The organism is Cellulomonas edaphi (assembly GCF_030362815.1).
Taxonomy (GTDB): Bacteria; Actinomycetota; Actinomycetes; order Actinomycetales; family Cellulomonadaceae; genus Cellulomonas; species Cellulomonas edaphi.
The window spans coordinates 413,790-439,078 of the sequence record NZ_JAUCGR010000002.1 but is presented as its reverse complement, the minus strand read 5'-3'; the positions used below and the strand labels follow the sequence as shown (position 1 = coordinate 439,078).

General features: G+C 73.4%; 22 protein-coding genes and 1 riboswitch. Of the genes, 2 read left to right on the top strand and 20 right to left on the bottom strand.

The window, feature by feature from the left end:
* Positions 1–13: 13 nt before the first annotated feature.
* Genes treZ through glgX form a run of 3 tightly spaced genes read right to left on the bottom strand, consistent with a single transcriptional unit; the run spans position 14 to position 6,605 of the window.
* Positions 14–1,774: a malto-oligosyltrehalose trehalohydrolase gene (treZ, locus tag QRT05_RS08330; protein ID WP_289446636.1), complete on the bottom strand. Its 1,761-nt coding sequence runs from the start codon at positions 1,772–1,774 to the stop codon at positions 14–16.
* Entirely contained in the window at positions 1,771–4,281 is a 2,511-nt protein-coding gene (treY, locus tag QRT05_RS08325) for a malto-oligosyltrehalose synthase (RefSeq protein ID WP_289446634.1), read from the bottom strand. Before treY ends, treZ begins: the two co-directional genes overlap by 4 nt.
* Positions 4,278–6,605 (bottom strand): glycogen debranching protein GlgX, encoded by a 2,328-nt coding sequence (glgX, locus tag QRT05_RS08320; protein WP_289446633.1) that lies wholly within the window; start codon positions 6,603–6,605, stop codon positions 4,278–4,280. The genes treY and glgX overlap by 4 nt, the downstream gene beginning before the upstream one ends.
* A 157-nt stretch (positions 6,606–6,762) precedes the next feature.
* Between glgX and QRT05_RS08315 the strand changes: the two genes are divergently transcribed.
* Positions 6,763–7,992 (top strand): NAD(P)/FAD-dependent oxidoreductase, encoded by a 1,230-nt coding sequence (locus QRT05_RS08315; protein ID WP_289446632.1) that lies wholly within the window; start codon positions 6,763–6,765, stop codon positions 7,990–7,992.
* A 57-nt stretch (positions 7,993–8,049) separates the two neighbouring features.
* Here QRT05_RS08315 and QRT05_RS08310 read toward each other — a convergent pair whose 3' ends face one another.
* Entirely contained in the window at positions 8,050–9,147 is a 1,098-nt protein-coding gene (locus tag QRT05_RS08310) for a carboxylate-amine ligase (protein WP_326522639.1), read from the bottom strand.
* 85 nt (positions 9,148–9,232) lie between these two features.
* Between QRT05_RS08310 and QRT05_RS08305 the strand changes: the two genes are divergently transcribed.
* Positions 9,233–9,793, top strand: coding sequence for an HdeD family acid-resistance protein (locus tag QRT05_RS08305; RefSeq protein WP_289446631.1), 561 nt, complete (start codon positions 9,233–9,235; stop codon positions 9,791–9,793).
* Here QRT05_RS08305 and QRT05_RS08300 read toward each other — a convergent pair.
* The 16 genes from QRT05_RS08300 to idi all read right to left on the bottom strand — a co-directional run bounded on the left by QRT05_RS08300 (position 9,759) and on the right by idi (position 25,288).
* Positions 9,759–10,454: a potassium channel family protein gene (locus tag QRT05_RS08300; RefSeq protein ID WP_289446629.1), complete on the bottom strand. Its 696-nt coding sequence runs from the start codon at positions 10,452–10,454 to the stop codon at positions 9,759–9,761. The genes QRT05_RS08305 and QRT05_RS08300 overlap by 35 nt on opposite strands.
* Positions 10,455–10,514: 60 nt before the next feature.
* Positions 10,515–11,207, bottom strand: a complete 693-nt coding sequence (locus QRT05_RS08295; protein WP_289446628.1) for a response regulator transcription factor — start codon at positions 11,205–11,207, stop codon at positions 10,515–10,517.
* A complete protein-coding gene (locus tag QRT05_RS08290) occupies positions 11,204–13,735 on the bottom strand; it encodes a sensor histidine kinase (protein ID WP_289446627.1) in 2,532 nt (843 codons plus the stop codon). Before QRT05_RS08290 ends, QRT05_RS08295 begins: the two co-directional genes overlap by 4 nt.
* A complete protein-coding gene (gene kdpC / locus QRT05_RS08285; RefSeq protein WP_289446626.1) occupies positions 13,732–14,382 on the bottom strand; it encodes a potassium-transporting ATPase subunit KdpC in 651 nt (216 codons plus the stop codon). Before kdpC ends, QRT05_RS08290 begins: the two co-directional genes overlap by 4 nt.
* The gene (kdpB, locus tag QRT05_RS08280; protein WP_289446624.1) at positions 14,382–16,454 is read right to left on the bottom strand and encodes a potassium-transporting ATPase subunit KdpB; all 2,073 of its coding nucleotides are present in this window, start codon (positions 16,452–16,454) and stop codon (positions 14,382–14,384) included. The genes kdpC and kdpB overlap by 1 nt, the downstream gene beginning before the upstream one ends.
* The gene (gene kdpA / locus QRT05_RS08275; protein WP_289446623.1) at positions 16,451–18,112 is read right to left on the bottom strand and encodes a potassium-transporting ATPase subunit KdpA; all 1,662 of its coding nucleotides are present in this window, start codon (positions 18,110–18,112) and stop codon (positions 16,451–16,453) included. The genes kdpB and kdpA overlap by 4 nt, the downstream gene beginning before the upstream one ends.
* A 5-nt stretch (positions 18,113–18,117) precedes the next feature.
* Positions 18,118–18,210 (bottom strand): K(+)-transporting ATPase subunit F, encoded by a 93-nt coding sequence (kdpF, locus tag QRT05_RS08270; protein WP_289446621.1) that lies wholly within the window; start codon positions 18,208–18,210, stop codon positions 18,118–18,120.
* Between the two features lie 268 nt (positions 18,211–18,478).
* Positions 18,479–19,018 carry a flavin reductase family protein gene (locus QRT05_RS08265; protein WP_289446619.1) on the bottom strand — a complete coding sequence of 180 codons (540 nt, stop codon included), beginning with the start codon at positions 19,016–19,018 and terminating at the stop codon, positions 18,479–18,481.
* A complete protein-coding gene (locus tag QRT05_RS08260) occupies positions 19,015–19,551 on the bottom strand; it encodes an NAD(P)H-dependent oxidoreductase (RefSeq protein ID WP_289446618.1) in 537 nt (178 codons plus the stop codon). Before QRT05_RS08260 ends, QRT05_RS08265 begins: the two co-directional genes overlap by 4 nt.
* A gap of 7 nt (positions 19,552–19,558) precedes the next feature.
* Positions 19,559–19,667: riboswitch (SAM riboswitch) on the bottom strand.
* 56 nt (positions 19,668–19,723) lie between these two features.
* Positions 19,724–20,617 (bottom strand): prenyltransferase, encoded by an 894-nt coding sequence (locus QRT05_RS08255; RefSeq protein ID WP_289446617.1) that lies wholly within the window; start codon positions 20,615–20,617, stop codon positions 19,724–19,726.
* On the bottom strand, positions 20,607–20,945 hold the full coding sequence (locus QRT05_RS08250) for a lycopene cyclase domain-containing protein (protein ID WP_289446616.1): 339 nt from the start codon (positions 20,943–20,945) through the stop codon (positions 20,607–20,609). The genes QRT05_RS08255 and QRT05_RS08250 overlap by 11 nt, the downstream gene beginning before the upstream one ends.
* The gene (locus tag QRT05_RS08245) at positions 20,942–21,268 is read right to left on the bottom strand and encodes a lycopene cyclase domain-containing protein (protein WP_289446614.1); all 327 of its coding nucleotides are present in this window, start codon (positions 21,266–21,268) and stop codon (positions 20,942–20,944) included. The genes QRT05_RS08250 and QRT05_RS08245 overlap by 4 nt, the downstream gene beginning before the upstream one ends.
* Complete coding sequence (gene crtI / locus QRT05_RS08240; protein ID WP_289446613.1) at positions 21,265–22,839, bottom strand: phytoene desaturase family protein; 1,575 nt, start codon at positions 22,837–22,839, stop codon at positions 21,265–21,267. The genes QRT05_RS08245 and crtI overlap by 4 nt, the downstream gene beginning before the upstream one ends.
* Entirely contained in the window at positions 22,836–23,714 is an 879-nt protein-coding gene (locus QRT05_RS08235; protein ID WP_289446612.1) for a phytoene/squalene synthase family protein, read from the bottom strand. The genes crtI and QRT05_RS08235 overlap by 4 nt, the downstream gene beginning before the upstream one ends.
* Positions 23,711–24,718: a polyprenyl synthetase family protein gene (locus QRT05_RS08230; RefSeq protein ID WP_289446611.1), complete on the bottom strand. Its 1,008-nt coding sequence runs from the start codon at positions 24,716–24,718 to the stop codon at positions 23,711–23,713. Before QRT05_RS08230 ends, QRT05_RS08235 begins: the two co-directional genes overlap by 4 nt.
* A complete protein-coding gene (idi, locus tag QRT05_RS08225; protein ID WP_289446609.1) occupies positions 24,719–25,288 on the bottom strand; it encodes an isopentenyl-diphosphate Delta-isomerase in 570 nt (189 codons plus the stop codon).
* Position 25,289 lies beyond the last annotated feature (1 nt).

Here is a 25,289-nt window from a genome sequence, read left to right as displayed (position 1 = left end):
GCTCGTCCGCCCGCTAGGCAGGCGGGGCGAGCACGACGACCGCCCGCGGCGGCACCGTCACGCCGTCGGGCGCCGGCTCGTACGCCGCCGACGCGGCCACCACGTCGAGGGCGCCGTCGACGGGCACGTGCGCGGCGACCGCGGAGAGGTTGGCGACGACGCGCGCCCGGCCTCGGTGCAGCACGAGCACGCCGCTCCACGGTCCGTCCGCGTCGTCGGGCCCGTGCCAGGTCAGGTCGGTCGCTGCGAGGTCACCGACGGCGAGGTCGGGCACGGAGCGCCGCAGGGCCACGAGCGTCCGGTACCACTCCAGCAGCGCGGCGCGCTCGGGGTCGTCCCGCTCGGACCGGTCCAGGACGCTGCCCTCGAAGGTCGAGGCGGCGCCGGGATCCGGGACGTCGACGTCCCCGCCGTAGACCTCGGTCCAGCCGTGGCCGCCGAACTCGGCGGCTCGTCCCTCGCGCACCGCCGCGGCCAGCTCGGGCTCCGGATGGTCGGTGAAGAACTGCCACGGGGTCCGGGCCCCCCACTCCTCGCCCATGAACAGCAGCGGCGTGAAGGGGGAGAGCAGGACGAGCGCCGCCTCGACGGCCAGCAGGCCGACCGGCAGTCGCTCCGAGGGCCGGTCGCCGAGCCCGCGGTTGCCCACCTGGTCGTGGTTCTGCGCGCACACGACGAACCGGTGCCCGTCGGTCCCCGGCGGGACGGGACGCCCCCAGTCCACGCCCCGGAACGTCGAGTACCGCCCGTCGTGCAGGAATGCGCCGCGCATCACGGTACGCAGCGCCGCGGGCGAGCCGAAGTCGACGTAGTAGCCGTGCCGCTCCCCGGTGACCAGGGCGTGGATCGCGTGGTGGACGTCGTCCGCCCACTGGGCCGTCATGCCCCACCCGCCCTCGGAGGTCGGGGCGACGCTCGACGGGTCGTTGAGGTCGGTCTCCGCCACGAGCGACAGCGGCCGCCCGGCCGTCGCGGCCAGCGCGGCGACCTCGTCGGACAGCTGGGCGAGCAGGTGCCGCTCGGAGTCGTCGCGCAGCTCGTGCACCGCGTCCAGGCGCAGCGCGTCGACGCGGAAGTCCCGCAGCCAGCGCAGCGCCGAGTCGCAGATCCACCGTCGCACCTCGTCCGACCCCTCGTCGTCGAGGTTGACGGCGTCGCCCCACGGCGTGTGGTGCGCGGCGGTGAAGTACGGCCCGAACGTCGCCAGGTAGTTGCCGGACGGTCCCAGGTGGTTGTGGACCACGTCGAGGCACACGGCCAGCCCCCGCGCGTGCGCCTCGTCCACGAACCGCTGCAGGGCCGCCGGGCCGCCGTACGGCTCGTGCACGGCGTACAGCGCGACCCCGTCGTAGCCCCAGCCGTGCCGGCCGTTGAAGGGCGCGACGGGCAGGAGCTCGACGACGTCCACGCCGAGCGAGACCAGCTCGTCGAGGTGCTCCACGGCGGCGTCGAGCGTGCCGGCGGAGGTGAACGTCCCGACGTGCAGCTCGTAGAACACGCGACCGCGCACGTCGAGGCCGGCCCAGTCGCTGCGCCACTGATGCTGCTCGGCGTCGAAGACCCGGCTGGGGCCGTGCACGCCGGCGGGCTGCCACGCGCTGCGCGGGTCAGGCCGCGCGGGTCCGCCGTCCACGCTCAGCGCGTAGTCCGTCCCGTGCGGCGAGTCGACCGCATCGACCCACCAGCCGCCGGCCGCGGCCTCGAGCGGGCGCCGCTCCTGCCCGACGAGGACGTCCACGCTCGTCGCGCGCGGTGCCCACACCGAGACCCTCATACCTCGCTCCGCACGAGCAGGGCCACTGGAAGCCGGTCCAGCACCTCGGCGACCGGCACGACACCGCCGCGGACCTCGCGGTCCTGCAGCACGTCGTGCCACGTGCCCTCGGGCAGCGCGACGCTGTGGTCGGCCCACCCGCCCAGGCGCTCGAGCGCCGCGGCCAGCCGCGTGGCCACGACGGCGACGCGGGGTGCGCCGTCGACGGTCCGCGCGTAGGTGAGCGCGTTGCCCGCCGAGTGCGGCAGCGGAAGGAAGCCGGCGGACGGGCCGACGAACGCCTCGGGCAGGTCACGACGCACGCGGAGCGCCCGCGAGGAGACCAGCAGCTTCTCGTCGGCGAGGTCCCGCGGTCCGGCGCCGTCGTCGAGCCGTGCCAGGCGTGCGGCGAGCGCCTCGGCGTCCACCGGGCGACGGTTGTCGGGGTCGACCAGGGCGGGGGCGGGGACCTCGGTGCCTTGGTACACGTCGGCGATGCCGGGGAGCGTGAGCTGCACGAGCTTGGTTCCCAGGGTCGCGGCGCGCACCGCGCTGCGTGTGCGCAGCTCCCAGTCGGTGAGCAGCTCGCGCACGGCCGGGTCGTCCAGCGCGTGACGCGCGAGGTCGAGGACGGCCGTCTCGTACGGCTCGTCGGGTGCCGTCCAGGTGGTGCGGTCCTTCGCCTCGCGCATCGCCTTGGTGAGGTAGGCGAGCACGCGGTCGGTGGCGATCGGTCCGTCGGCGTCCCACGTGCCCGCGAGGGTCTGCCAGAGCAGGTACTCGGTGCGCCCGTCGACGAGACCACCGCGGTACCGGGCGGAGGCGGCCCGGAGGCCGTGCACGAGGGCCGACCACTCCCGCGGCAGCTCGCTCAGGACGCCGATCCGGGTGCGGGTGTCCTCGCTGCGCTTGGTGTCGTGCGTCGACAGCGTGGTCATGCCGTAGGGCGCCACCTGCTGGGCGCGGCTCGCCCACGCCAGGAGCTCGGTGGGGGTCAGCGCGAAACGCTCGGGCGCACCGCCCACCTCGCACAGCGCGGTGAGGTGCGTCCAGCGGTAGAACGTCGTGTCCTCGACGCCCTTGGCCATGACCGCTCCGCAGGTCTGCTGGAACCGCACCACGAGCTCGTCGCGCCGGTGCCCGCGGGTGCGACCGGCGCTGCCCACCTCACGCCCCAGCAGCAGGTCGACGAGCACGTCCATCGTCGCGCCGCGCTCGACGCTCAGGCGCCGGCGGGCCACCGTCGCGGCGGCCGTGACGACCTCGATGGCCTCGGGTCCGGGGGTCTGTCCAGGCACGACGTACGCGCGGTACCGGTCGAACGCGACGAGGAGCTCGATGAGGCAGTCCTCGAGCGAGCGGAAGGTGTGGTCCCGCAGTCGCGGGTCCTCGCGGCAGATGTCGGCGGCCAGCGAGGTCAGCCGGTAGACCTCGGCGTACAGCGGGCCGTCGACGATCTCGCGCTTGGCCTGCTCGGCCATCGCCGCGAAGCCGTCGGACGGGTCGCCGGTCACGCTGTGCATGAGCCCCGCGAGGTCGGCCGCGCCGCCCGGGTCGACGAACGCCTGCTGGATGCGCCACAGCGCCTCGTAGCCGGTCGTGCCCGCGGTGTCCCAGTCGGCGGGGAGCTCCTCGTCGCCCTCGAGGATCTTCTCGACGACCACCCAGGCGCCTTCGCTGGCCTCCCGCAGCCGGGTCAGATACCCGGCAGGGTCTGCCAGGCCGTCCGGGTGGTCAATGCGCAGGCCGTCCAGGGTGCCATCGGCGAGCAGGTCGAGCACCAGGCGGTGGGTCGCGTGGAAGACGTCGGGGTCCTCGACGCGGATGGCGACGAGCGTGCCGACGTCGAAGAAGCGGCGGTAGTTGAGCTCCTCGTCTGCCACGCGCCAGTAGGCGAGCCGGTAGTGCTGGCGCTCGACGAGCTCGGCCAGCCCCAGCGACTCGGTGCCGGGCCGGATCGGGAACACGTGGTCGTGGTAGCGCAGCACGGGTGTGGGGCCGAGGCCCGGGATGTCGACCTCGTCGCGGACCAGCTCGTCGCGCGCTAGCACGGCGCCGATGCGGTCGCCCAGCACGGGCGCGAGCAGCGCGCCGTCGCCCGCCGACCAGTCGACGTCGAACCAGTGCGCGTAGGGCGACTCGGGCCCCTGGGCCATGACCGACCAGAGCTGGCGGTTGTGCCACACCGGCGTCGGCACGGCCATGTGGTTGGGCACGATGTCGAGGACCAGTCCCAGGCCCTCGTCGTGCGCCGCGCGGGCGAGGCGGCGCAGGCCCTGCAGGCCGCCGAGAACGGGCGAGACCTCGTCGTGGTCGACGACGTCGTAGCCGTGGGTCGAGCCCGGCGCCGCGGTGAGGATCGGCGAGAGGTACACGTGCGTGACACCGAGGGAGGACAGGTACGGCACCCGCGCGGCGACGTCGTCGAACGTCAGGTCGGCGCCCAGCTGCACGCGGTACGTGCTGACGGGCAGCGGCCTGTCGGCGGTCGGGACGCGCCGCGCGGGGACGGGGTGGTTCTCGCTCATGTGCTCTTGGGGTTGCGGGGGCGGGGCTTGCGCTTGGTTCCGCCGAGTCCCGCCTGTCGGGCGGTGCTGGCGCGCGCGGCCTCGTCCTCGGCCGACGCCTGCGCCTCGCGCTCGGCGGCCTTGTCGAGGATCTGCTGCGCGTTCTGCCGGGCGGCCCGCTCGGACTCGCGCGCCGCGGCGGCCAGGGCGCCCGACGCGTACGACGGGACCTCCTCCATGGGCGGACGGGTCAGCACGACGACGGAGTTGCGCGCCAGGGTGAGGGTCTCGCGCGCCCGCGCCGTGTCGCCCACGGCCACCTGGCCGTCGGTGTCGAGCACGGCCGTCCAGACCTCGCCGTACTCGTCCTCGGGCAGCGTGAACGCCACCTGGTCGGGAGCGCCGTTGAAGAGCACGAGGAACGAGTCGTCCGTGATCTCCTCCCCGCGCAGGTCGGGCTCCGCGATGGCGTCGCCGTTGAGGAACACCTGCACCGCGCGAGCCTGGCTGTTGTGCCAGGCGTCGTCCTGCATGTGGTCACCCTCGGGGTTGAGCCACGCGATGTCGCGCAGCTCGGACTCGCCGCCGTGCTCGGGCGAGCCGGCGAAGAAGCGGCGACGGCGGAACACCGGGTGGTCACGCCGCAGCCGCACCAGCTCGCGCGTGAACTCGAGCATGCGGGTCTCGCGAGCCCCCAGGTCCCAGTTCATCCACGACAGCTCGCTGTCCTGGCAGTACACGTTGTTGTTCCCCTGCTGGGTCCGCCCGATCTCGTCGCCGTGGGCGATCATCGGGATGCCCTGCGACAGCAGCAGCGTCGCCATGAAGTTGCGCTGCTGGCGGCCGCGCAGGTCGAGGATCTCCGGGTCGTCGGTCGGGCCCTCGGCCCCGCAGTTCCACGACCGGTTAAAGCTCTCGCCGTCGCGGTTGTCCTCGCCGTTGGCCTCGTTGTGCTTCTCGTTGTAGCTCACCAGGTCGGCGAGCGTGAACCCGTCGTGGGCCGTGACGAAGTTGACGCTCGCGATCGGGCGCCGCCCGGTGTGCTCGTACAGGTCCGACGAGCCCGACAGGCGGCTGGCGAACTCGCCGAGCGTCGACGGCTCCCCGCGCCAGAAGTCGCGCACGGTGTCGCGGTACTTGCCGTTCCACTCCGACCACAGCGGAGGGAACCCGCCCACCTGGTAGCCGCCGTCACCGATGTCCCACGGCTCGGCGATGAGCTTGACCTGCGACACGATCGGGTCCTGGTGCACCAGGTCGAAGAACGCGGAGAGGCGGTCGACCTCGTGGAACTGGCGCGCCAGGGTGGCGGCCAGGTCGAACCGGAAGCCGTCGACGTGCATCTCGGTCACCCAGTAGCGCAGCGAGTCCATGATCAGCTGCAGCACGTGCGGCGAGCGCATGAGCAGCGAGTTCCCCGTGCCGGTGGTGTCGAAGTAGTGCGCCTGGTCCTCGTCGACGAGGCGGTAGTAGTTGGCGTTGTCGATGCCGCGGAAGCTCAGCGTGGGGCCCATGTGGTTGCCCTCGGCCGTGTGGTTGTAGACCACGTCGAGGATCACCTCGATGTCGGCCTCGTGCAGGTCGCGCACCATCGCCTTGAACTCCTGCACCTGCTGGCCCGGCTCCTTGAACGCGGCATAGGCGTTGTGCGGGGCGAAGAACCCGATGGTGTTGTAGCCCCAGTAGTTCGAGAGCCCCTGCTCGCGCAGCGAGGTGTCGTCGACGAACTGGTGCACCGGCATGAGCTCGATGGCCGTGACGCCGAGCGCCTTGAGGTGCGCGATGACCGCGGGGTGCGCGATGCCGGCGTACGTGCCCCGCAGCTCCTCGGGGACGGCCGGGTGCAGGTTGGTCAGGCCCTTGACGTGCGCCTCGTAGATCACCGTCTCGTGGTACGGGTGCTCGGGCGCGCGGTCACGGCCCCAGTCGAAGTACGGGTTGATGACGACCGACGTCATGGTGTGGCCCGCGGAGTCGTCGTCGTTGCGTGCGTCGTTGTCGTCGAACTGGTAGGAGAACAGCGACGGGTCGCCGTCGATCTGGCCGTCGATCGCCTTGGCGTACGGGTCGAGCAGCAGCTTGTTGGGGTTGCAGCGGTGGCCCTGGGCGGGGTCGAAGGGCCCGTGCACCCGGTAGCCGTACCGCTGCCCGGGCTGGACGGCGGGCAGGTACCCGTGCCACACGAAGGCGTCCACCTCCGGAAGGTCCACGCGCGTCTCGGTCCCGTCCTCGTCGAAGAGGCAGAGCTCGACGCGCTCGGCCACCTCCGAGAACAGCGCGAAGTTGGTGCCGCTCCCGCTGTAGGTGGCGCCGAGGGGGTAGGGGGTTCCGGGCCAGATCAACATGGCCTCAGGGTGCCAGCCCGATGTTTCGACGGCACGTCCAGACCACGGCATGGCTGGGTGACGGGGCTCACGGTGGGAGCGCTTGCGCTTTGCCGCACCGGCTGGTGCGCTGCCAGGAGCGGCGCCCGTCCGTCGGTGCCCGGCGTGGAGGTGGCCCGTGGCTGGACGCGTGGTGGTGGTCGGCGGAGGGCTCGCCGGCGCCAAGACGGCTGAGGCGTTGCGGGAGTCCGGCCACGACGGCGGCATCGTGCTGCTCGAGGCCGGTGCGGAGCTGCCGTACGAGCGACCGCCCCTGTCCAAGGGCTACCTGCAGGGCACGGAGGAGCGGTCGTCGGTGTTCGTGCACGACGAGGACTGGTACCGCGAGCACGACGTCGACCTGCGGCTCGGCGTGCGGGCGAGCGCGCTGGACCTGGCCGGGCGCGACGTCGTCGACGCGTCGGGGGAGCGGCACGGCTTCGAGCACCTGGTGCTCGCCACGGGAAGCGCCCCGCGGACCCTGGACGTGCCCGGCGCCGAGCTGCACGGCGTCGTGTACCTGCGGACGCTGGGCGACTCCGACGCGCTGCGCGCCGAGCTCGCGGCCGGACGCCGGGTGGTCGTGATCGGGGGCGGCTGGATAGGGCTCGAGGTCGCCGCGGCCGCCCGGACCGCGGGGTGCAGCACCACCGTGCTGGTCAGGGACGCCCTGCCGTTGCGGGGAGTGCTGGGAGCCCGGATGGCGCAGCACTTCGCCGACCTGCACCGCGCGCACGGCGTGGACATGCGCGTCCAGGTGGACGTCGCGCGCCTGCTCGCCTCCGCCGACGGGGCGCGCGTGGCCGCGGTCGAGCTGACTGACGGCTCCCGGATCGAGGCGGACCTGGTGGTCGTCGGCATCGGCGCCGCGCCGCGGGTGGAGCTCGCGCGCGCGGCGGGGCTCGCGGTCGACGACGGGGTGCTCGTCGACGCCTCGCTGCGCACCGCCGACCCGCGCGTCCTCGCGGTCGGCGACATCGCGCGCGCCGCCCACCCGTTCCTGGGCACGCACGTGCGCGTCGAGCACTGGGCGACCGCCCTGAACCAGCCGGCCACCGCCGCGGCCACGATCCTCGGCCGGGACGCGCCCTACGACGAGCTCCCCTACTTCTTCACGGACCAGTTCGACCTGGGCATGGAGTACGTCGGCTGGGTGGGGCCGGCCGGCTTCGACGAGGTCGTCGTGCGCGGCGACGAGAGCACCCTCGAGCTCGTCTCGTTCTGGTTGCGGGACGGGCGCGTGGTGGCGGGCATGAACGTCAACGTGTGGGACGTCGTGGACGACATCACCGCGCTCATCCGCTCCCGGGCGACCGTGGACCTCGCGGCGCTCGCGGACCCGGGGGCGGCGCTCGCAGACCTCGTCTGACGCGGGGTCCTGCCGCCGAACGCGGGTCGCGCCCGGCCCGACGGCAGGCGCCCGGCGTCAGTGCGGCGAGATGGTGCGCGCGATCGCCCGGCGGACCACCTCGTCGTCGTCGGCACCCTCGGCGCGCCAGGCCTGCTGCTGGATCGCGCCGTTGCCGCGGAGCAGGACCGTGGCCGTCTGGCGCTCGGCCCACTCGAGGTCGCCCGTCGCCTCGAGCGCGGGGCGGACGTGCGCCAGCAGCTCGGCCACGACGTCGGCGGCGGGCGACGGACGGCCCGTCGTGGGGCTGACCAGGTCGCCGGAGAGGCCCGAGTGCGCCGCACGCCACGTGGCCGCGCGCAGCAGCTCCGTGCGCGGCTGAGGCGGCTCGGCTCCACCGGCCAGCGCGGTCTCGGCGAGCCCGCGCACCAGGACCGCCTGCAGCGCGGCGTCCGCGGCGTCGAGGCAGACGTCGGCCACCCGGACCTCGACCGTGGGGTAGCGCGCGGAGAGGCGCGCGTCGAAGTAGACCATCCCGTCGTCGAGGATCGTGCCCGACGCGAGCAGCTCCTCGATGACCCGGCGGTACCCCGCGGCATCGCCGAACGGCGCCGTCGGTCCCGCGGTCGGCCATCGTCCCCACACCTGGGAGCGATAGCTCGCGTAGCCCGAGTGTGACCCCTGCCAGGCGGGGCTGTTGGCGCTCAGCGCGAGGAGCACGGGCGTCCAGCGCCGCAGGTGGTCGAGGATCCGCACGCCCTCGTCGTCGTCGCCCACCTCGACGTGCACGTGGCACCCGCACGTGAGCTGGTCGCGCGCGGTCATCGCGAACCGGGCGCGGATCTCCTGCGCGCGCCGGTCCGGGACCACCGTCGACTCCACCTCCTGCGGAGCCGTGGCGAGCGCGGCGATCTCCGCCCCCGCCAGGCGCGCGTACTCCGACGTACGAGCGCGCCCCGCCCGGATCTCGTCGAGCAGCTCGCGCACGTCGGTGCGCGGGTGCGTGGAGGTCTCCACCTGCTCCCGCTTGAACTCCTTCTCCAGGTCTCCACCCGGTTCGGCCGACGTCGCCTCCTCGTCCAGGGCCGCGTGACGAAGAACCGTCGGGGCGACCGCAGTGGGCCTGCCCTCCGGCGTGACCAGGAGGAACTCCTCCTCGACTCCCATGGTGCGCATCGCCAAAGTGTGGCCGGAGGGCCCCCGGCGCGCGACCCGGCGCGGCGCCCCCAGGACATGCCGGGGCATACGCCATCATCAGGGCATGAGCGACACAACGAACGCGACCGTGGCGCGCCGCCGCAGCGGCTGGGACATCGTCTTCGGCATCCTCATGCTGATCGCCGGGCTCGTGATCCTCGGCGACACGGTGGTGGCCACCACCGTGTCGGTGTTCCTGATCGGCTGGACGGCCGTGGTCGCAGGCATCGTGCTCGCGGTGTGGTCGTTCACCAGGCTGCGGTCGGACGGTTTCTGGTGGGCGCTGCTCGGTGGGATCGTGCTGGCCGGGCTCGGCGTGCTGGTGCTGCAGAACCCCGGTCGCGGCGCGCTGTGGATCACGGTGTTCATCGGTGCGGTCTTCGTGGCCGGGGGCGTGACGCGCGTCGTGATGGCGTTCTCCGTGCAGATCGGCCGGTGGCTGTTCGTCATCGGCGGCGTGCTCTCGGTGCTGCTGGGCGGCTGGATCCTGGTCAACCCGGTCGCGGCCACGCTCACGGTGCTGGGTGTGCTGCTGGGCGTCCAGGTGCTCGTCGAGGGCATCACGCTCCTCACCGTCGGCCGCCCCCGGATCACGTCCGGTCCTCGGCCTCCTCGGATGGCGTGACGTCCCGCTCCTTGCGCCGGAACGAGCTCACCATCCGCGCGATGAGCGTCGCCAGGAACACCTGACCGACGAGCGCCTCGAGCGCGGCCAGGCCACGGCCGGCATTGCCGGTGGCCGTGAGGTCGCCGTAGCCGAGCGTGGTGAGCGTGACGAAGGAGAAGTACTGCAGCGCCTCCGCGTCGGGCGCCTGGTCGCTCACGAAGAACGGTCCGGGCTGCAGCCAGGCGATGATGCCGAAGAAGTTCGCGAACATCATGCCGACGATGAGATACGCCGACAGCGCGCCGGCGATCAGCCGCAGCGTCACCTCCCGCGCGACCAGCAGCCGGTCGAGGATGCACACGAGCGTGCTGATGAGCACCACGGCGAGGGCGCAGTCGGTCACCCCCGCGGCCGCCTCCCGCGGCAGCGCGACCTCGGCGACGACGATCGCGACCGCGGCTCCCACCACGACCACCTGGACGAAGCGACGCAGCCGCGGACCGGGCGCCGACGCGCGCACCGCGATCACGAGAGCCACCAGGTACATCGCCCCGACGGCGAGCCGCACGACGACGCCGTCGCCGAGCACGAACAGCACGTACGTCGTGACCAGCAGCAGCAGGACCAGGCCGAAGTGGTCCGGCTCCGTGCGCAAGCGCATGCGGTCGCGGGCGGTCATCCCCACCTCCGGTGCTCGGTCCGTGTCCGGAACGTACCAGTCGGCCACCCGTGGGAGTCGTCAGGGCTCGAACACGTAGCCCATGCCCGGCGCGGTGATGATGTGCCGCGGCGCGGCAGGGTCGTCCTCGAGCTTGCGCCGCAGCTGTGCCGAGTAGACCCGCAGGTAGTTGGTCTCGTCGCCGTAGGACGGGCCCCACACCTCCTGCAGGAGCTGGCGACGCGGGACGACCTTGCCCCTGTTGCGCACCAGGACCTCGAGCATGGACCACTCGGTCGGCGTCAGGCGCACCTCGACGCCGTCGCGCAGCACGCGCCGTCGAGCCAGCTCGACGACGAGGGCCCCGGCCTCCACCACGGCCGCCTCGCCGTCCGAAGGGACCACCGACCGGCGCACGGCCGCGCGCAGCCGGGCCAGCAGCTCGTTCATGGCGAACGGCTTGGTGACGTAGTCGTCGGCCCCGGCGTCGAGGGCCTCCACCTTGTCCTCACCGTGCTGGCGGGCCGAGAGCACCACGACCGGCACGCGGGTCCAGCCTCGGAGGGCGGCGAGCACGTCGAGCCCGCTCATGTCGGGCAGGCCCAGGTCGAGGAGCACGACGTCCGGCAGGTGCTCCGCGGCGGCGGCCAGTGCCGAGGTGCCATCCGCGGCGGTGGTCACGTCCCAGCCCGATGCCCGCAGGGTGATCGCGAGCGCACGGGCCAGTCCGGGCTCGTCGTCCACCACGAGGACGCGGTTGCCGCCGGCCGTCACGGCGTCCCCGCTTCCGCGAGGGGCACGGTCACCGTCATGGTGAGGCCGCCACCCGGGGTGTCGTCGACCGCGATGTCGGCGCCGACGGCCGTCGCGAGGCCCTCGGCGACGGCGAGCCCCAGCCCGAGGCCGGGGCCCGACGAGTCGTCGAGACGTTGGAACGGCCTGAACACCTGCCCCTTGAGCCCATCCGCGATGCCGGGACCGCGGTCGATCACCCGCAGGGTGATCGCGTCCCCGAGCAGGGCGGCCGAGACGGCGACGGGCGAGCCGTGCGGGGAGTACCGCACGGCGTTGGAGACCAGGTTGGCCACCACCCGCTCGAGGAGCCCCGGGTCGGTCAGCACCAGGGGGAGCGACTCCGGGACGTCCATGCGGACCTGCCCCGGCGCGTAGCCTTCCACGGCCAGGGGGACGATCTCGTCGAGGCTCGTGGCCCGCAGCATGGGCCGGACGCTACCCGTCTGCAGGCGCGACAGGTCGAGCAGGTTGTCGATCAGCCGCTCCAGCCGTGCCGTCGACGTGGCGAGCGTGCCGACGAGCGCAGCACGGTCGGCGCCGCTCAGGTGCAGGTCAGAGGCCGTCAGGCCGTCCACCGAGGCGCGGATCGTCGCCAGCGGGGTCCGGAGGTCGTGCGAGACGGCCGCGAGCAGGGCGGTCCTCGTGGCGTCGGCCTGCTCCAGCACGCGCGCCTGCTCGGCCTGGGCGCGCAGGTGCTCCTGCTCGAGCAGGATCCCGACCTGCGAGGCGAAGGCCTCGAGCACTCGTCGGTCGCCCGCGGGCAGCGGTCGCCCGGTCAGGGCGATCACGCGCCGGTCGTCGACGACCAGCACGGTCTGCGCCGCGGCGGGGTCACGCGACGGGTCGGCCCCGTCTGTGGCGAGCGCGACCCAGCCGTCGCCGCTGCGCTCGAGGAGGGCGGCGGACTCGAGCGTGAACGTCTCGCGCAGGCGCGCCACGAGCGCCGCCGCGGTGTCCTCGCCCGAGAGCACGGACCGGGAGACGGCCGCGAGGGCCGAGGCCTCGGCGCGGGCGCGGAAGGCCTCCGTGGTGCGGCGCGCGGCCAGGTCGACGACCGACGCCACGCCCGCCGCGACCAGGACGAAGACGACCAGCGCGAGCGCGTTCTCAGGCTGCTCCACGGTGAGTCGCCCGCGCGGCTCGGTGAAGAACCAGTTCAGCAGCACGAATCCCACCACCGCGCTCACGACGGCCGGCCATCGACCGCCGACCAGCGCAACCAGCACCGTGAGGGCGAGGAACAGGAGCAGGTCGGTGGGCAGCCCGAGGTTGTCGCGCAGCGCGGCGAGCACGACCGTCAGGGCGAACGGGCCGGCCACGGCCAAGACCCAGCCCACCGCGTGCCTGCGCGGCGACAGGGGAGAGCGCGAGCGGTGCCGCGACTCACCGCCGCGCGCGTGCTCGTGCGTCACGAGGTGCACGTCGATGGAGCCGGCCAGCCGTGCGACCTCGGTGCCGTTGCTCTCCGAGAGCGCCTCGCGCCAGCGGCTGCGGCGCGAGACGCCGACGACGATCATCGTGGCGTTGACCCCGCGCGCGAAGTCGACCACGCCGCCGCCCACGTCCTCCGCGACGACGGTGTGGAACGTGCCGCCGAGCGACTCGACGAGCCGTCGCTGTGCGTCGAGCACCGTCGGGGCCGCGCTCGGCAGGCCGTCGCTGGCGAGCACGTGGACGGCGAGCAGCTCCGAGCCCGCGGCCCGTTGCGCGATCCGGGCTCCGCGCCGCAGCAGCGTGTCGCTCTCGGGGCCACCGGTCACCGCCACCACCACGCGCTCCCGGGCCGGCCAGGGGGTGTCGATCCGGTGGTCGCGCCGGTAGGACGCGAGAGCGTCGTCGACCCGGTCGGCGAGCCACAGCAGGGCGAGCTCGCGCAACGCCGTCAGGTTGCCCACGCGGAAGAACGCGGACATCGAGGCGTCGATCTGCTCCGAGCGGTACACGTTGCCGTGCGCGAGCCGGCGGCGCAGGGCCTCGGGCGGCAGGTCGACGAGCTGGATCTGGTCCGCGTCCCGCACGACGTGGTCGGGGACCGTCTCCTGCTGGCGCACGCCCGTGATCGCCTCGACGTCGGCGTTCAGCGACTCGAGGTGCTGCACGTTGACCGTGGTCACGACGTCGATCCCGGCGGCCAGGAGGTCGTGCACGTCCTGCCAACGCTTGGCGTGCGTAGACCCGGGGACGTTGGTGTGGGCGAGCTCGTCCACGAGCACCACCTGGGGGGCCCGGGCGAGCACGGCCGTGGTGTCCAGCTCGGTGAGCGTCACGCCGCGATGGGTCAGCGAGCGGCGCGGGATCACCTCGAGACCGTCCACCTGCGCGGCGGTGGCTGCGCGGCCGTGCGTCTCGATCAGGCCCACGACGACGTCCGTCCCGCGGGCCGACCGCCGGTGCGCCTCGTCGAGCATCGCGTAGGTCTTGCCGACACCGGGCGCGGCACCGAGGTAGACGGTGAGGCGCCCTCGGCGAGGGCGCTCCTCGTCCACCTCGGTGCCGTCGCTGCTCACGAGCCCATTGTCCGCAGCGCCAGGTTGAGACGCAGCACGTTGACGCGAGGCTCGCCGAGGACTCCCAGGTCACGGCCCACGACCAGGCGGTCCACGATCGTCGCGACGTCGGCGGCCGGCACCCCGCGCGCGGCGGCGACCCGAGCGACCTGGAGCCGCGCGTACGCGGGGGAGATGTCCGGGTCGAGGCCCGAGCCCGATGCCGTGACGGCGTCGGGCGGGACGCGGCCAGGGGCGACCCCGTCCTCGGCCGCCACCTGCGCGCGACGCTCCTCGACCGTGGCGAGCAGGTCGGTGCTGAGCGGTCCGAGGTTGGAGCCCGCCGAGGCGAGCGTGTCGTACCCGTCACCCGCGACGGACGGGCGCGGGTAGAACCAGGCGTCGCCCTCGAACTGCTGACCGATCAGTGCGGAGCCGACGGCCTGCGAACGGTCGGAGGTTCGTGCACCGGCCGCCGTGAGCAACGAGCCGTTCGCCTGCCAGGCGAACAACGCCTGACCCACGCCGGTCATCGCGAGCGGGTAGGCGACGCCCAGCAGCACGCTGAGCACGAGCAGGACGCGCAGCCCTGCCCAGCCCTGCCGCCAGAACGCGAGCACCAGGCCTCCCACGGGTCGTGCGGTCGGGAGCGTGCCGGTGGCGGCCATCAGATGATCCCCACGAGCGTGACGAGCAGGTCGATGAGCTTGATGCCGACGAACGGGGCGATGACCCCGCCCAGCCCGTACAGCAGCAGGTTGCGTCGTAGGAGTGCGGACGCCGACGACGGCGTGTACCGCACGCCGCGCAGTGCGAGCGGCAGCAGCCCGACGATGACGAGGGCGTTGAAGACCACGGCCGAGAGGATCGCGGACTCGGGGCTGTGCAGGCGCATGACGTTGAGCACCGAGAGCTGCGGGATCGCCACCGCGAACATCGCGGGAAGGATGGCGAAGTACTTGGCGACGTCGTTGGCCACCGAGAACGTGGTGAGCGCGCCGCGCGTGATGAGCAGCTGCTTGCCGATCTCGACCACCTCGATGACCTTGGTGGGGTTCGAGTCGAGGTCCACCATGTTGCCCGCCTCCTTCGCGGCCGACGTGCCCGTGTTCATGGCGACGCCCACGTCGGCCTGCGCGAGCGCCGGGGCGTCGTTCGTGCCGTCCCCGCACATGGCGACCAGCCGGCCGCCTTCCTGCTCCCGACGGATGAGCGCGAGCTTGTCCTCCGGGGTCGCCTCGGCGAGGACGTCGTCCACGCCCGCCTCGGCCGCGATCGCGCGCGCCGTCAGCGGGTTGTCGCCGGTCACCATGACGGTGCGGATGCCCATGGCGCGCAGCGCGTCGAACCTCTCCCGCATCCCGTCCTTGACCACGTCCTTGAGATGGATCACCCCGAGCACCCGGGCCGGCGCCTGCCCGCGCTGCTCTGCGACGACGAGCGGCGTGCCGCCGGAGGCCGAGATGGCGTCGACGGTCGCACCGACGTCGGCGCCGACGACGCCGCCCGAGGTGAGCACCCAGGTGGTCACGGCGGACGTCGCGCCCTTGCGCACGCGTCGATCGCTCAGGTCCACGCCGCTCATCCGGGTGCGGGCCGTGAACGGCACCAGCTCCGCGCCGACCAGCTCGCCGTCGGCTCGTTCCCGCAGCCCGAAGCGCTCCTTGACGAGGACGAGCACCGAGCGGCCCTCGGGCGTCTCGTCGGCCATCGACGACAGCTGGGCCCCGTCCGCGAGCTCCGCGGCGTCGACGCCCGCGGCCGGGAGCAGCTCCGCGGCCTGCCGGTTGCCGAACGTGATGGTGCCCGTCTTGTCGAGGAGCAGCACGTCCACGTCGCCCGCCGCCTCGACCGCGCGGCCGCTCATCGCGAGCACGTTGCGCCGGACCAGCCGGTCCATCCCCGCGATGCCGATCGCGGAGAGCAGGGCGCCGATCGTGGTGGGGATGAGGCACACGAGCAGCGCGACGAGCACCACGAGCGACTGCGCAGCGCCGGAGTAGCTCGCGAAAGGCTGCAGCGTCACGACGGCGAGCAGGAAGACGATCGTGAGCGACGTGAGCAGCACGTTGAGCGCCACCTCGTTGGGGGTGCGCTGGCGCTCCGATCCCTCGACGAGCGCGATCATCCGGTCCACGAACGTCTGACCTGCCGGCGCGGTGATGCGGACGACGATTTCGTCGGACAGCACCACGGTCCCACCCGTGACGGCGGACCGGTCCCCGCCGGACTCGCGGATGACCGGGGCGGACTCACCCGTGATCGCCGACTCGTCGACGCTCGCGACGCCCTCGACGACATCCCCGTCGCCCGGGATCGTCTCGCCGGCGGACACGAGCACCACGTCCCCCACGACCAGCGTGGAGGAGGGGACCTGGACGGTCTCGCCTCCGGGGGACCTGCGGCGGGCCGTCGTCTCGCGCAAGGTCGCGCGCAGGCTCGCCGCCTGTGCCTTGCCGCGACCCTCGGCGACGGCCTCGGCGAGGGTCGCGCACAGCACCGTGAGCCAGAGCCACGCGGTGATCGCCCAGGCGAACCTGCTGGGCTCGGCGACGGCCAGCACCGTGGTGAAGGCGGCACCCACCTCGACGACGAACAGCACCGGCGAGTCCCAGAGCGCTCGCGGGCTCATGCCCCGCAGGGCCGAGGGCAGCGCGGCGGCGAGCTGGCGTCCCGACAGGGCCGATCCCATGGGCTGGGCGCGGACGGTGGTGGGAGGGGAAGCGAGGGCGGTACTCATGACAGCGACTCCACGACGGGACCGAGCGAGAGGACGGGGACGAACGTCAGGCCGACGACCACGAGGGTCACGGTGACCAGGAGGCCCACGAACACCGGCGTGTGGGTGGGCAGGGTGCCGGCCGTCGCGGGCACCCGGCGTGCGCTCGCGAGCCGGCCCGCGAGCGCGAGGACCAGCGCGATCGGCACGAACCGGCCGATCAGCATCGCCATGCCGAGCAACGTCTCGTAGAACGGGGTGCCGGTGCTCAGGCCGCCGAAGGCCGACCCGTTGTTGTTGCCCGCCGACGCCAGCGCGTACATCACCTCGCTCAGCCCGTGCGCTCCCGGCTCCTGGATCCCGGCCAGGCCGGCGGGCAGCGTGATGGCGAGGGCGCCGCCGACGAGCACCACCGCCGGCATGGTGAGCACGGACAGCGCGACGAGCGTGATCTCGGGCCGCGCCAGCTTCTTGCCCAGGTACTCGGGGGTGCGGCCCACCATGAGCCCCGCGAGGAACACCGCCACGATGGCGAGCACCACCATGCCGTACACGCCGGAGCCGACGCCGCCCGGCGCGACCTCGCCCAGGAGCATGTTCACCAGCGCCGCGCCGCCGCCCGGCGCGGTCAGAGAGTCGTGCATGGCGTTGACGGCGCCCGTCGAGGTGCCCGTCGTCGAGGCGGCGAACAGCGCGGACGCGGCCTCGCCGAAGCGGACCTCCTTGCCCTCCATCGCGCCGCCCGCGGCCTGGGGGACCAGGCCCGGCCCCGCCATCTCGGCCCAGGTGAGCAGGGCCACCGACGTCGCCCACAGCCCGCCCATGGTGGCGGCGATCGCGGTGCCCTGACGCTTGTCGCCCACGAGGACGCCGAACGTGCGGGGCAGTGCGAACGGGACCAGCAGCAGCAGGACGACCTCGAGCACGTTGGTCCAGGGCGTGGGGTTCTCGAACGGGTGCGCCGAGTTGGCGTTGAAGAAGCCGCCCCCGTTGGTGCCCAGCTCCTTGATCGCCTCCTGGGAGGCGACGGGCCCGCCGAGCGCCGCCTGCGTGCCACCCGTGAGCGTGGTGACGTCCGTGTGGGCGTGCAGGTTCTGGATGACGCCACCGGCGATGAGCGCGATCGCGGCAAGGACCGCGAGGGGGAGCAGCACGCGCACGGTCGAGCGCACGAGGTCGCTCCAGAAGTTCCCGACGCGTCCGCGCTCGCCGCTCCTGGCGAAGCCGCGCGCCAGGGCCGCCATCACCGCGATGCCGACCGCCGCGGAGACGAAGTTCTGGACCGTGAGGCCGGTCATCTGCAGCAGGTGACCCGCTGCGGTCTCGCCCGAGTACCACTGCCAGTTGGTGTTGGTGACGAAGGAGACCGCGACGTTCCACGCACCGGCAGGGTCCATGGACGGCGCACCGACGTCGAGCGGGAGGCGGTCCTGCAGTCGCGCGAGACCGAACAGGAGGAGCACGGACGCGAGCGAGAAGCCGAGCAGGGAGAGCAGGTACGTGCTCCACCGCTGGTCCGCGTCCGGGTCCACCCGCATGAGCCGGTAGCCGGCGCGCTCGAGGCGAAGGTGGCGCGGCGAGGACAGCACGCGCGCGACGTGGTCGCCGAGGGGCCGGTGCGTCGCCGCCAGCACGGCGACGACGATCAGCACCTGGGCCACGGCGGTGAGGACCTGCACGGCGCTCACCGGGACCGGTCGGCGTGCAGCAACGCCGTCACGAGGTACACGAGCAGCGCGGCTGCCACCAGGAGGCCCGCGAGGTCGTACCCGCTCATGAGCGGTCCGCTCGGTGCGCGAGGAGCGCGATCGCGGCGAAGAACGCCACGGTCAGCGCGAGGAGGGCCAGGTCGGTCACGGGTCTCACGGCTTTCGACGAGCGACGGCCCCGGGGGCCGGTGCTCGAGGACCGGGCACGTCTCAGGTCTACGTCGCCGTGGACGCCGTCAGCCTGACCTTGACGGTTCCTTGATGCCGGGGGCTCGGGCCTTGGCGGGACGCTGACCCATGGGGGCCGCCGACGGCATGCCGGCGGCCCCTGGTCGATCAGATCTCGTAGTCGCCGACCGGGTGGTAGTGCCGGTCGAGGTAGACGAGTGGCCCGGCCGACTCGCTCGTGCCGTGCTCGAGCGCACGCACCGTGACCAGGTAGCTGTCACCGACCGGCACGCGCTGCAGCACGCGGCCGCGGACCCACGCGCCCGCGTCCTCGATGACGGGCTCGCCGGTGTCGAGCGCGCGCCAGCCGCCGTCGGCGAACCGGTCGATCCCACTGGTGGCGAACCGAGCCGAGACGTCACCCTGGTTCGCCGTCAGCAGGCTGATCGCGAGCGTCTCCGCGCGGGAGATCGCCGGCCAGGACGAGGACGAGGACGCCAACGAGAACGCCAGGATCGGGGGAGCGGCGGACACCGAGATCACCGACGTGGCCGTGAAGCCGACCGGGCGGTCGCCGTCCCGGAGGGTGACCACGGCGACGCCCGCCGCATGCCGGCGGAACACGGCCTTGTACTCGTCGGGGGTCAGCTGCGGCTCGTCCTGCTCGTGCAGGAGCCGCTCGAGCGGGCGCAACGCCTCGGCGGTCATCGGGCGACGCCGGCCGCGACGGGCTGCAGCGCTGCGGTCAGCGACTCGAGCGCACCGCCCGCGAGCCAGCCGTCGAGCGCCTCGTCGAGCTGCGCCAGCTGCGAGTCGAGTACGGTGATCGACCGCGTCGGCACCACCGCGCCGAGCTCGACGAGCAGCGGCCGCAGGTGCACCTCGCCGGCCAGGGCGTGCGCGGGGTTGCCGGACACCACCAGGGGCACGGCCACCACGCCCGCGAGGCCGTTCGGTCCGTACAGGTCCAGGAAGGCCTTGAGCAGGCCCGTGTAGGACGCCTTGTAGACCGGCGTGGCGACGACGAGCAGCCGCGCGGACCGCAGCGCCGCCAGCGCCTCGTCGGCCGCCGGGTGCTCGGCGGCGAAGATCTCGCCCGCCAGGGCGGACAGGTCGATCGTGCGGACCGCCTCCCCGTCCAGGACGGAGGCCGCGAGCCGGTCGGCGACGGCGGTCGCCGCGGCGGTGGTGCGCGAACCGGCGCGCGGGTTGCCCGACAGGGCGATGACGTGCTCAGACATGGGTCTCCTCTCACGCTTGCCCCGTGACGACCACGGGGCCAGGTCATCTCCCGGAGCACCCCGGTGACGGGGGTTGCTGACCAGCGAGCCGGGGCTGCGTGCTGGTGCTCGTGACCTTGCGCGGAGGTATAACAACGATTCGAGCCGACGCCAGGGGGTAGGGCGGTCCGTCTCAGTCGCTGGACGTCAGGGCCATGACGATGAGCAGCTGCGTCACGAGGAAGCCCATCACGAGGTTGAGCACCAGGAACCAGCGCCAGCCGCGGTTGGCGTCCTCGCACGACTCGTCGGTGAGGTTGCGGTAGGGCGAGATCGACACGAGGTAGACGACCGGCACCACGGCGGCGAGCATGCCCGGCCAGCCCGCTCCGAGCATGAGCACCGCCGCCGCGCCGTAGCCCGCCATGGCGAGCCGGACGGTGCGCCGGGCGCCGAACACGGTCGCGATCGAGCCGATGCCCGCGGCGCGGTCGGCGCCGATGTCCTGCACCGCGCCGAACGCCTGCGAGGCGGCTCCCCACAGGAAGTAGGCCGCGAGCACGGCCAGGACGGGGCGGGTGAAGCTCCCGCCGGCCAGGGTCACCCCGAAGACGGCCGGGCTCACGAAGTGCGTGCTCGACGTGAGGGAGTCCACGACGGGCCGTTCCTTGAACCGCAGGCCGGGCGCCGAGTAGGCCACGACGGCGAACACGCTGATGGCGAGCACCAGGTCCGACCAGCCGTTGCCGAGCCACACCAGGGCGACCAGGAACGGCACGTTGCTCAGGACGGCGGCCCACAGCGTCGTGCGGTGCCACCGGTCGTCGAGCACCACGCCCTCGACGCCACCCTTGCGCGGGTTGCGCAGGTCCGACTCGTAGTCGAACACGTCGTTGATCCCGTACATCAGCAGGTTGTAGGGGATCAGGAAGTAGAGCGTGCCCACCACGAGCGTCAGGATGTCGTCGCCGCCCGCCAGCAGGAACGCGGCGGCGAACGGGTAGGCCGTGTTGATCCACGACAGCGGGCGCGACGATCCCACGACCTGCGCGAGCCCCGCACGCACGGGATGGGCGTCAACCGACACGGTTCACCTCGCGCTCCTCGTCGGCCGGGCGGCGCGCCGGTCCGGTCAGCGCCCAGACCGACGGCAGCAGCAGCGCAGCGGCGACCGGCCATGCGAGGTCCTCGACGGGCGTCCGCCAGATGCGCAGCCCCACCAGCAGGTTCGTGTCGTAGCGGAACAGGTCGGCGATCACCATGAGGCTGTCGAACACGATCGTCAGCCCCACGAGCACCGCGGCTGTGATCGCGATGGACGCTGCGAAGTGGGGCTCGCGTCGGCGCACGCCCACCACGACGGCCAGGACCAGGCACGCCCCGACGAAGAGCACGGCCAGCGTCAGGTAGGTCATCGCGCCGTCCCCCGCGCGGTCAGTGCCCGCCGGACGAGCGCGAGCACCACCATGGTGACGTAGCTCAGGAACGTGACGAAGACCAGCTCCTCCACGGGCAGGTGCGGGGCGACCTCGATGCCCAGCATGGCGCTGCTGCCGCCGCGCCCGTAGAAGCCCGCCGCGATGGCGACCAGGTCCCAGACGAGGAAGAACGCCAGGCCCACCGCCAGCACCACGCTCGCCCGTCGCGCGTCCGCCCAGAAGAAGAGCCGCAGGCGTGCGTCCAGACCGACGATGCACGCCAGGAACGCGAGCTCGGTCAGCAGGTAGGCCCCTCTCACGGCACCACGCTCGGCACTGGCTCGGGCAGGGGTCGGGAGCTGCGGTCGCCGCGCAGCCGTTTGGCCACGTTCTCCGCGCTGATCAGGCACATCGGCAGGCCGATGCCGGGCAGCGTCGACCCGCCGGCGTAGAGCAGGCCGCTGACCTTGGCCGAGGCGTTGCGTCCCCGCAGGAAGGCGGACTGCCGCAACGTGTGTGCGGGGCCGAGCGCGCCCCCGGACCACGACGACAGGTCGCGCGCGAAGTCGGCGGGCCCGACCGTGCGGCGCACGACGACACGCTCGGCCAGGTCGGGGATGCCGGCCCAGGCCGCGATGCGCGCGATGGCGGCGTCGGCCACCCGCTCCACGGCGGCGTCGCCGCGGCCGTCCACGCCACCGGCGCCCACCGACACGTCGGCCGGCACGGGCACCAGGACGAACACGTTCTCCATCCCTGCCGGGGCCACGGAGGCGTCGGTGCGCGACGGCGCGCACACGTAGAGCGACGCGTTCTCGGGGACCCGCCGGTCCGGACCGAGCACGGCGCCGAAGTTGGCGCGCCAGTCCGCGGTGAAGAACATCGAGTGGTGCGCGAGCTGGGGGAGCCGGCCGCGCACGCCCAGGTACACCAGCACGGCACCGGGTCCGGGATCGCGCTTGGCCCACCAGGTCTCGGGGTACGTGCGCAGGTGGGCGGGCAGCAGACGGGTCTCGAGATCGTGCAGGTCCCCGGCGCCGACGACCACGTCGGCATCCACGGTGCGGCTGACTCCGTCGACGACGCACGTCACGCCGCGCGCGGCGCGATGCTCGTCGACCTCGATGCCGGTGACGCGTGCGCCGGTCCGCACCCGGACGCCCGCACGCTCGCCCACGCGTGCGACGGCGTCGATGAGCTGCCCGAAGCCGCCCATGGGATAGCGCACGCCGTCGGTCAGGTCGCAGTGGCTCATGAGGTGGTACAGGCTCGGCGCGCGCTCGGGGGAGGTTCCGAGGAAGACGGCCGGGTACCCGAGCACCTGCCGCAGCCGGCGATCCGTGAACCGCCGCGCGACGTGCGTCTCCAGGGACGTGGTCAGCAGCCGGGCGAGCCGCGGTGCCCGGCGCAGCACCGACCTCGACGCGAGACTCCGCGGCGACGTGAACGTGGTGTAGAGGAACTCGTCGAGCGCGAGCCCGTACGCCTCGCGGGCGGACTCGAGGTACGACGACAGGGCAGCGCCCGCACCCGGCTCCAGCCGCTCGAACTGCTCGGGTGCGCGCCCGGTGGCCAGCTCCAGCGGCCCGGCCTCCCCTTCGAAGAAGACCCGGTAGGCCGGGTCCAGGGTGACCAGGTCGAGCTCGTCCGCGACGGTGGTGCCGAACAACGCGAAGAAGTGGTCGAAGACCTCGGGCATCAGGTACCACGACGGACCGGTGTCGAACCGGAAGCCGCCGGCCTCCCAGACGCCGGCCCGCCCGCCGATCTCGTCGCGCTGCTCGAGCACCTCGACGTCGTACCCGTCCCGGGCGAGCAGTGCCGCGGTGGCGAGCCCCGCGATGCCGGCGCCGATGACGACCGCGCGCCTCCCGGTCGTCGCCTGGCTCATCGTGCACCCGACAGCATGGCGCGCAGCACGATGCGAGCCTTGGCCGGCGTGCTCACGCTGACCCGGCGGCGGCCGATCTGCGCGGCGGGCGTGGCCCGCAGCCGGTGCGAGAGCGCGGCGAACAGGTTGTGGGCGCAGCGGACCGCGCGGCGCGACGACGCCGGCAGGAGCGCGATCGCCTCGGCCGCGGCGGCGAGGTCCGCGTCGATGTCGTCGAGGAGCAGGTCGCGCTGCGCCTCCGTGAGGTCCTGCGGCACGACCCCGGGGAAGTACGTGCGACCGAGCGTGTCGTGGTCCGCGGCGATGTCGCGCAGGAAGTTGACCTTCTGGAACGCCGCACCCAGCCGTCGCGCGCCCGGCTCCAGGAGGACGTACTGCTCCTGCGGGTGGGGCTCGTCGGCGAGGAACGCCTTCAAGCACATCAGGCCCACGACCTCGGCGGAGCCGTAGACGTAGGTGTCGAGCGACGCGGCGTCGTGCTCCGTGCGCTCGAGATCAGTGCGCATCGACGCGAAGAACGGTGCGACGAGCGTACCGTCGATGCCGCATGTGCGGGCGGTGCGCGCGAAGGCGTGCACCACGAGGTTCGTCGAGAAGCCGCGCGCCATCGCCTGGGACGTCTGCTGCTCGAGGTCGTCGAGCAGCGCCGCGCGCTCGGCGGGGGACAGGTCGAGGGACTCGGCGTCCACGATCTCGTCCGCGAGCCGCACGAGGCCGTAGATGCTGCGCACGTGCGTGCGGACGGGTTCGGCCAGCAGCCGGCACGCGCGCGCGAACGACGTCGAGTACTCCTCGACGATCTGGGCGGTCGCGTGCTCGGCGGCGATGTCGTAGAGGGCCGCCGCGTCGGGCACCGCCCGTCCGGTGCCTCTCACGCGGCCCTCCCGGTGTCGCGGGCGGCGAGGGCGGACACGCGCTCGATCACCGAGTCCAGCCCGGCGGCGGCCGCGAGGGCCCGCGCGGACTGCAGGTGGCTCTCGACGAGCGACTCGACGAAGGACCGCGCGCCGCAGGCCTCGAGCCGCGCGCGGAGCGTGCCGGCGTCGGCCGCGGTCAGCTTCGGGTCGCCCAGCTGCGCGCGGATGGAGTCCCACGCCGGGGTCCGCGCGGCGTACGCCACCAGCGCCGTCATCTTGCCCTCCCGCAGGTCGGACAGCGTGCTCTTGCCGGTCTCGGCCTCGTCGCCGAACACCCCGAGTAGATCGTCGCAGAGCTGGAAGGCGATGCCCAGCAGCCTGCCCAGCTCGCCCAGCCGGTCGAGCTGGTCGGGCGAGGCGCCGGCCAGCAGCGCGCCCGCCTGCAACGGGAGGGCGAAGGAGTACGCGGCCGTCTTGTGCTCGGCCACGGCGAGCGTCTCGTCCACCGAGGCGACGCGCGTGCCGAGACCGAGATAGACGTCGTCGAGCTCGCCCGCGGCCGACACCCGCACCGCGGCGTGCACCAGTGCCAGCAGGCGGTCGCGTGTCGTCGTGTCCACCGCGACCGATGCGATCTCGACGAGCGCACCCACCAGGGCGAGGTCACCGGCCAGGATCCCCGCGGCCTGGCCGTAGCCGGCCGCCGCCGTCCGGTCGGCACCCTCGGCGCGGGCGCGGCTGCCGAACTCGCCGCTGACGTTCGGCCGGCCCCGGCGGCGCAGGTCGTGGTCGATGACGTCGTCGTGCATGACGAACGCCGTGTGCAGCAGCTCGATGCCGTCGCCGAGCCGCTGGGCCGCGTGCGCGTCGCTGCCACCGTGCGCCCGGTAGGCCTCGACGGCGAGCGCAGGCCTCAGGCGCCGCCCCCCGTCGCTCGCCGAGCGCATGGCGGTCCAGAGCGCGACGTACTCGGCACCCAGCGGTGCCGCGTGCGCCTGCGCGTCGTCGAAGAAGCGCTGCACTCAGACCACCGCCGCCCTGGGGACGCGCGAGGCGCCGCCCAGCAGGCCGACCAGCTGGGGCACCTGCTCGACCATCCACGGGCTGAACGCCCAGGGCGTGGCGGCGACCGCGGACGCGAGCTCGTCGGGCGTGGTCCAGGCCAGGTCCGCGACCTCGTCGGCGTGCGGCGCGACGTCGTCGCGCGTGGTGGCGACGAAGACGGGGCAGACCTCGTTCTCCATCACCCCCGCCGCGTCCCGTGCCGTGTAGCGGAAGTCCGGCAGGACCACCTCGAGGGCGTCGACCGTGATGCCGAGCTCGTGGCGCGCATGCCGGTGGACCGCCGCCTGCATCGGCTCGCCGGGCCGCGGGTGGCCGCAGAACGCGTTGGTCCACACCCCGGGCCAGGTCCGCTTGCTCAGCGCGCGCCGCGTGACCAGGAGTCGCCCCGCGGAGTCGAGCAGGTAGCACGAGAACGCCAGGTGCAGGGGCGTGCTCACGCCGTGCACCGAGGCGCGCGGAGCCGTGCCGGCCGGGCGTCCGTCGGGGTCGAGCAGGACGACGAGGTCGCCGTAGGGCGGGTGGTCCATG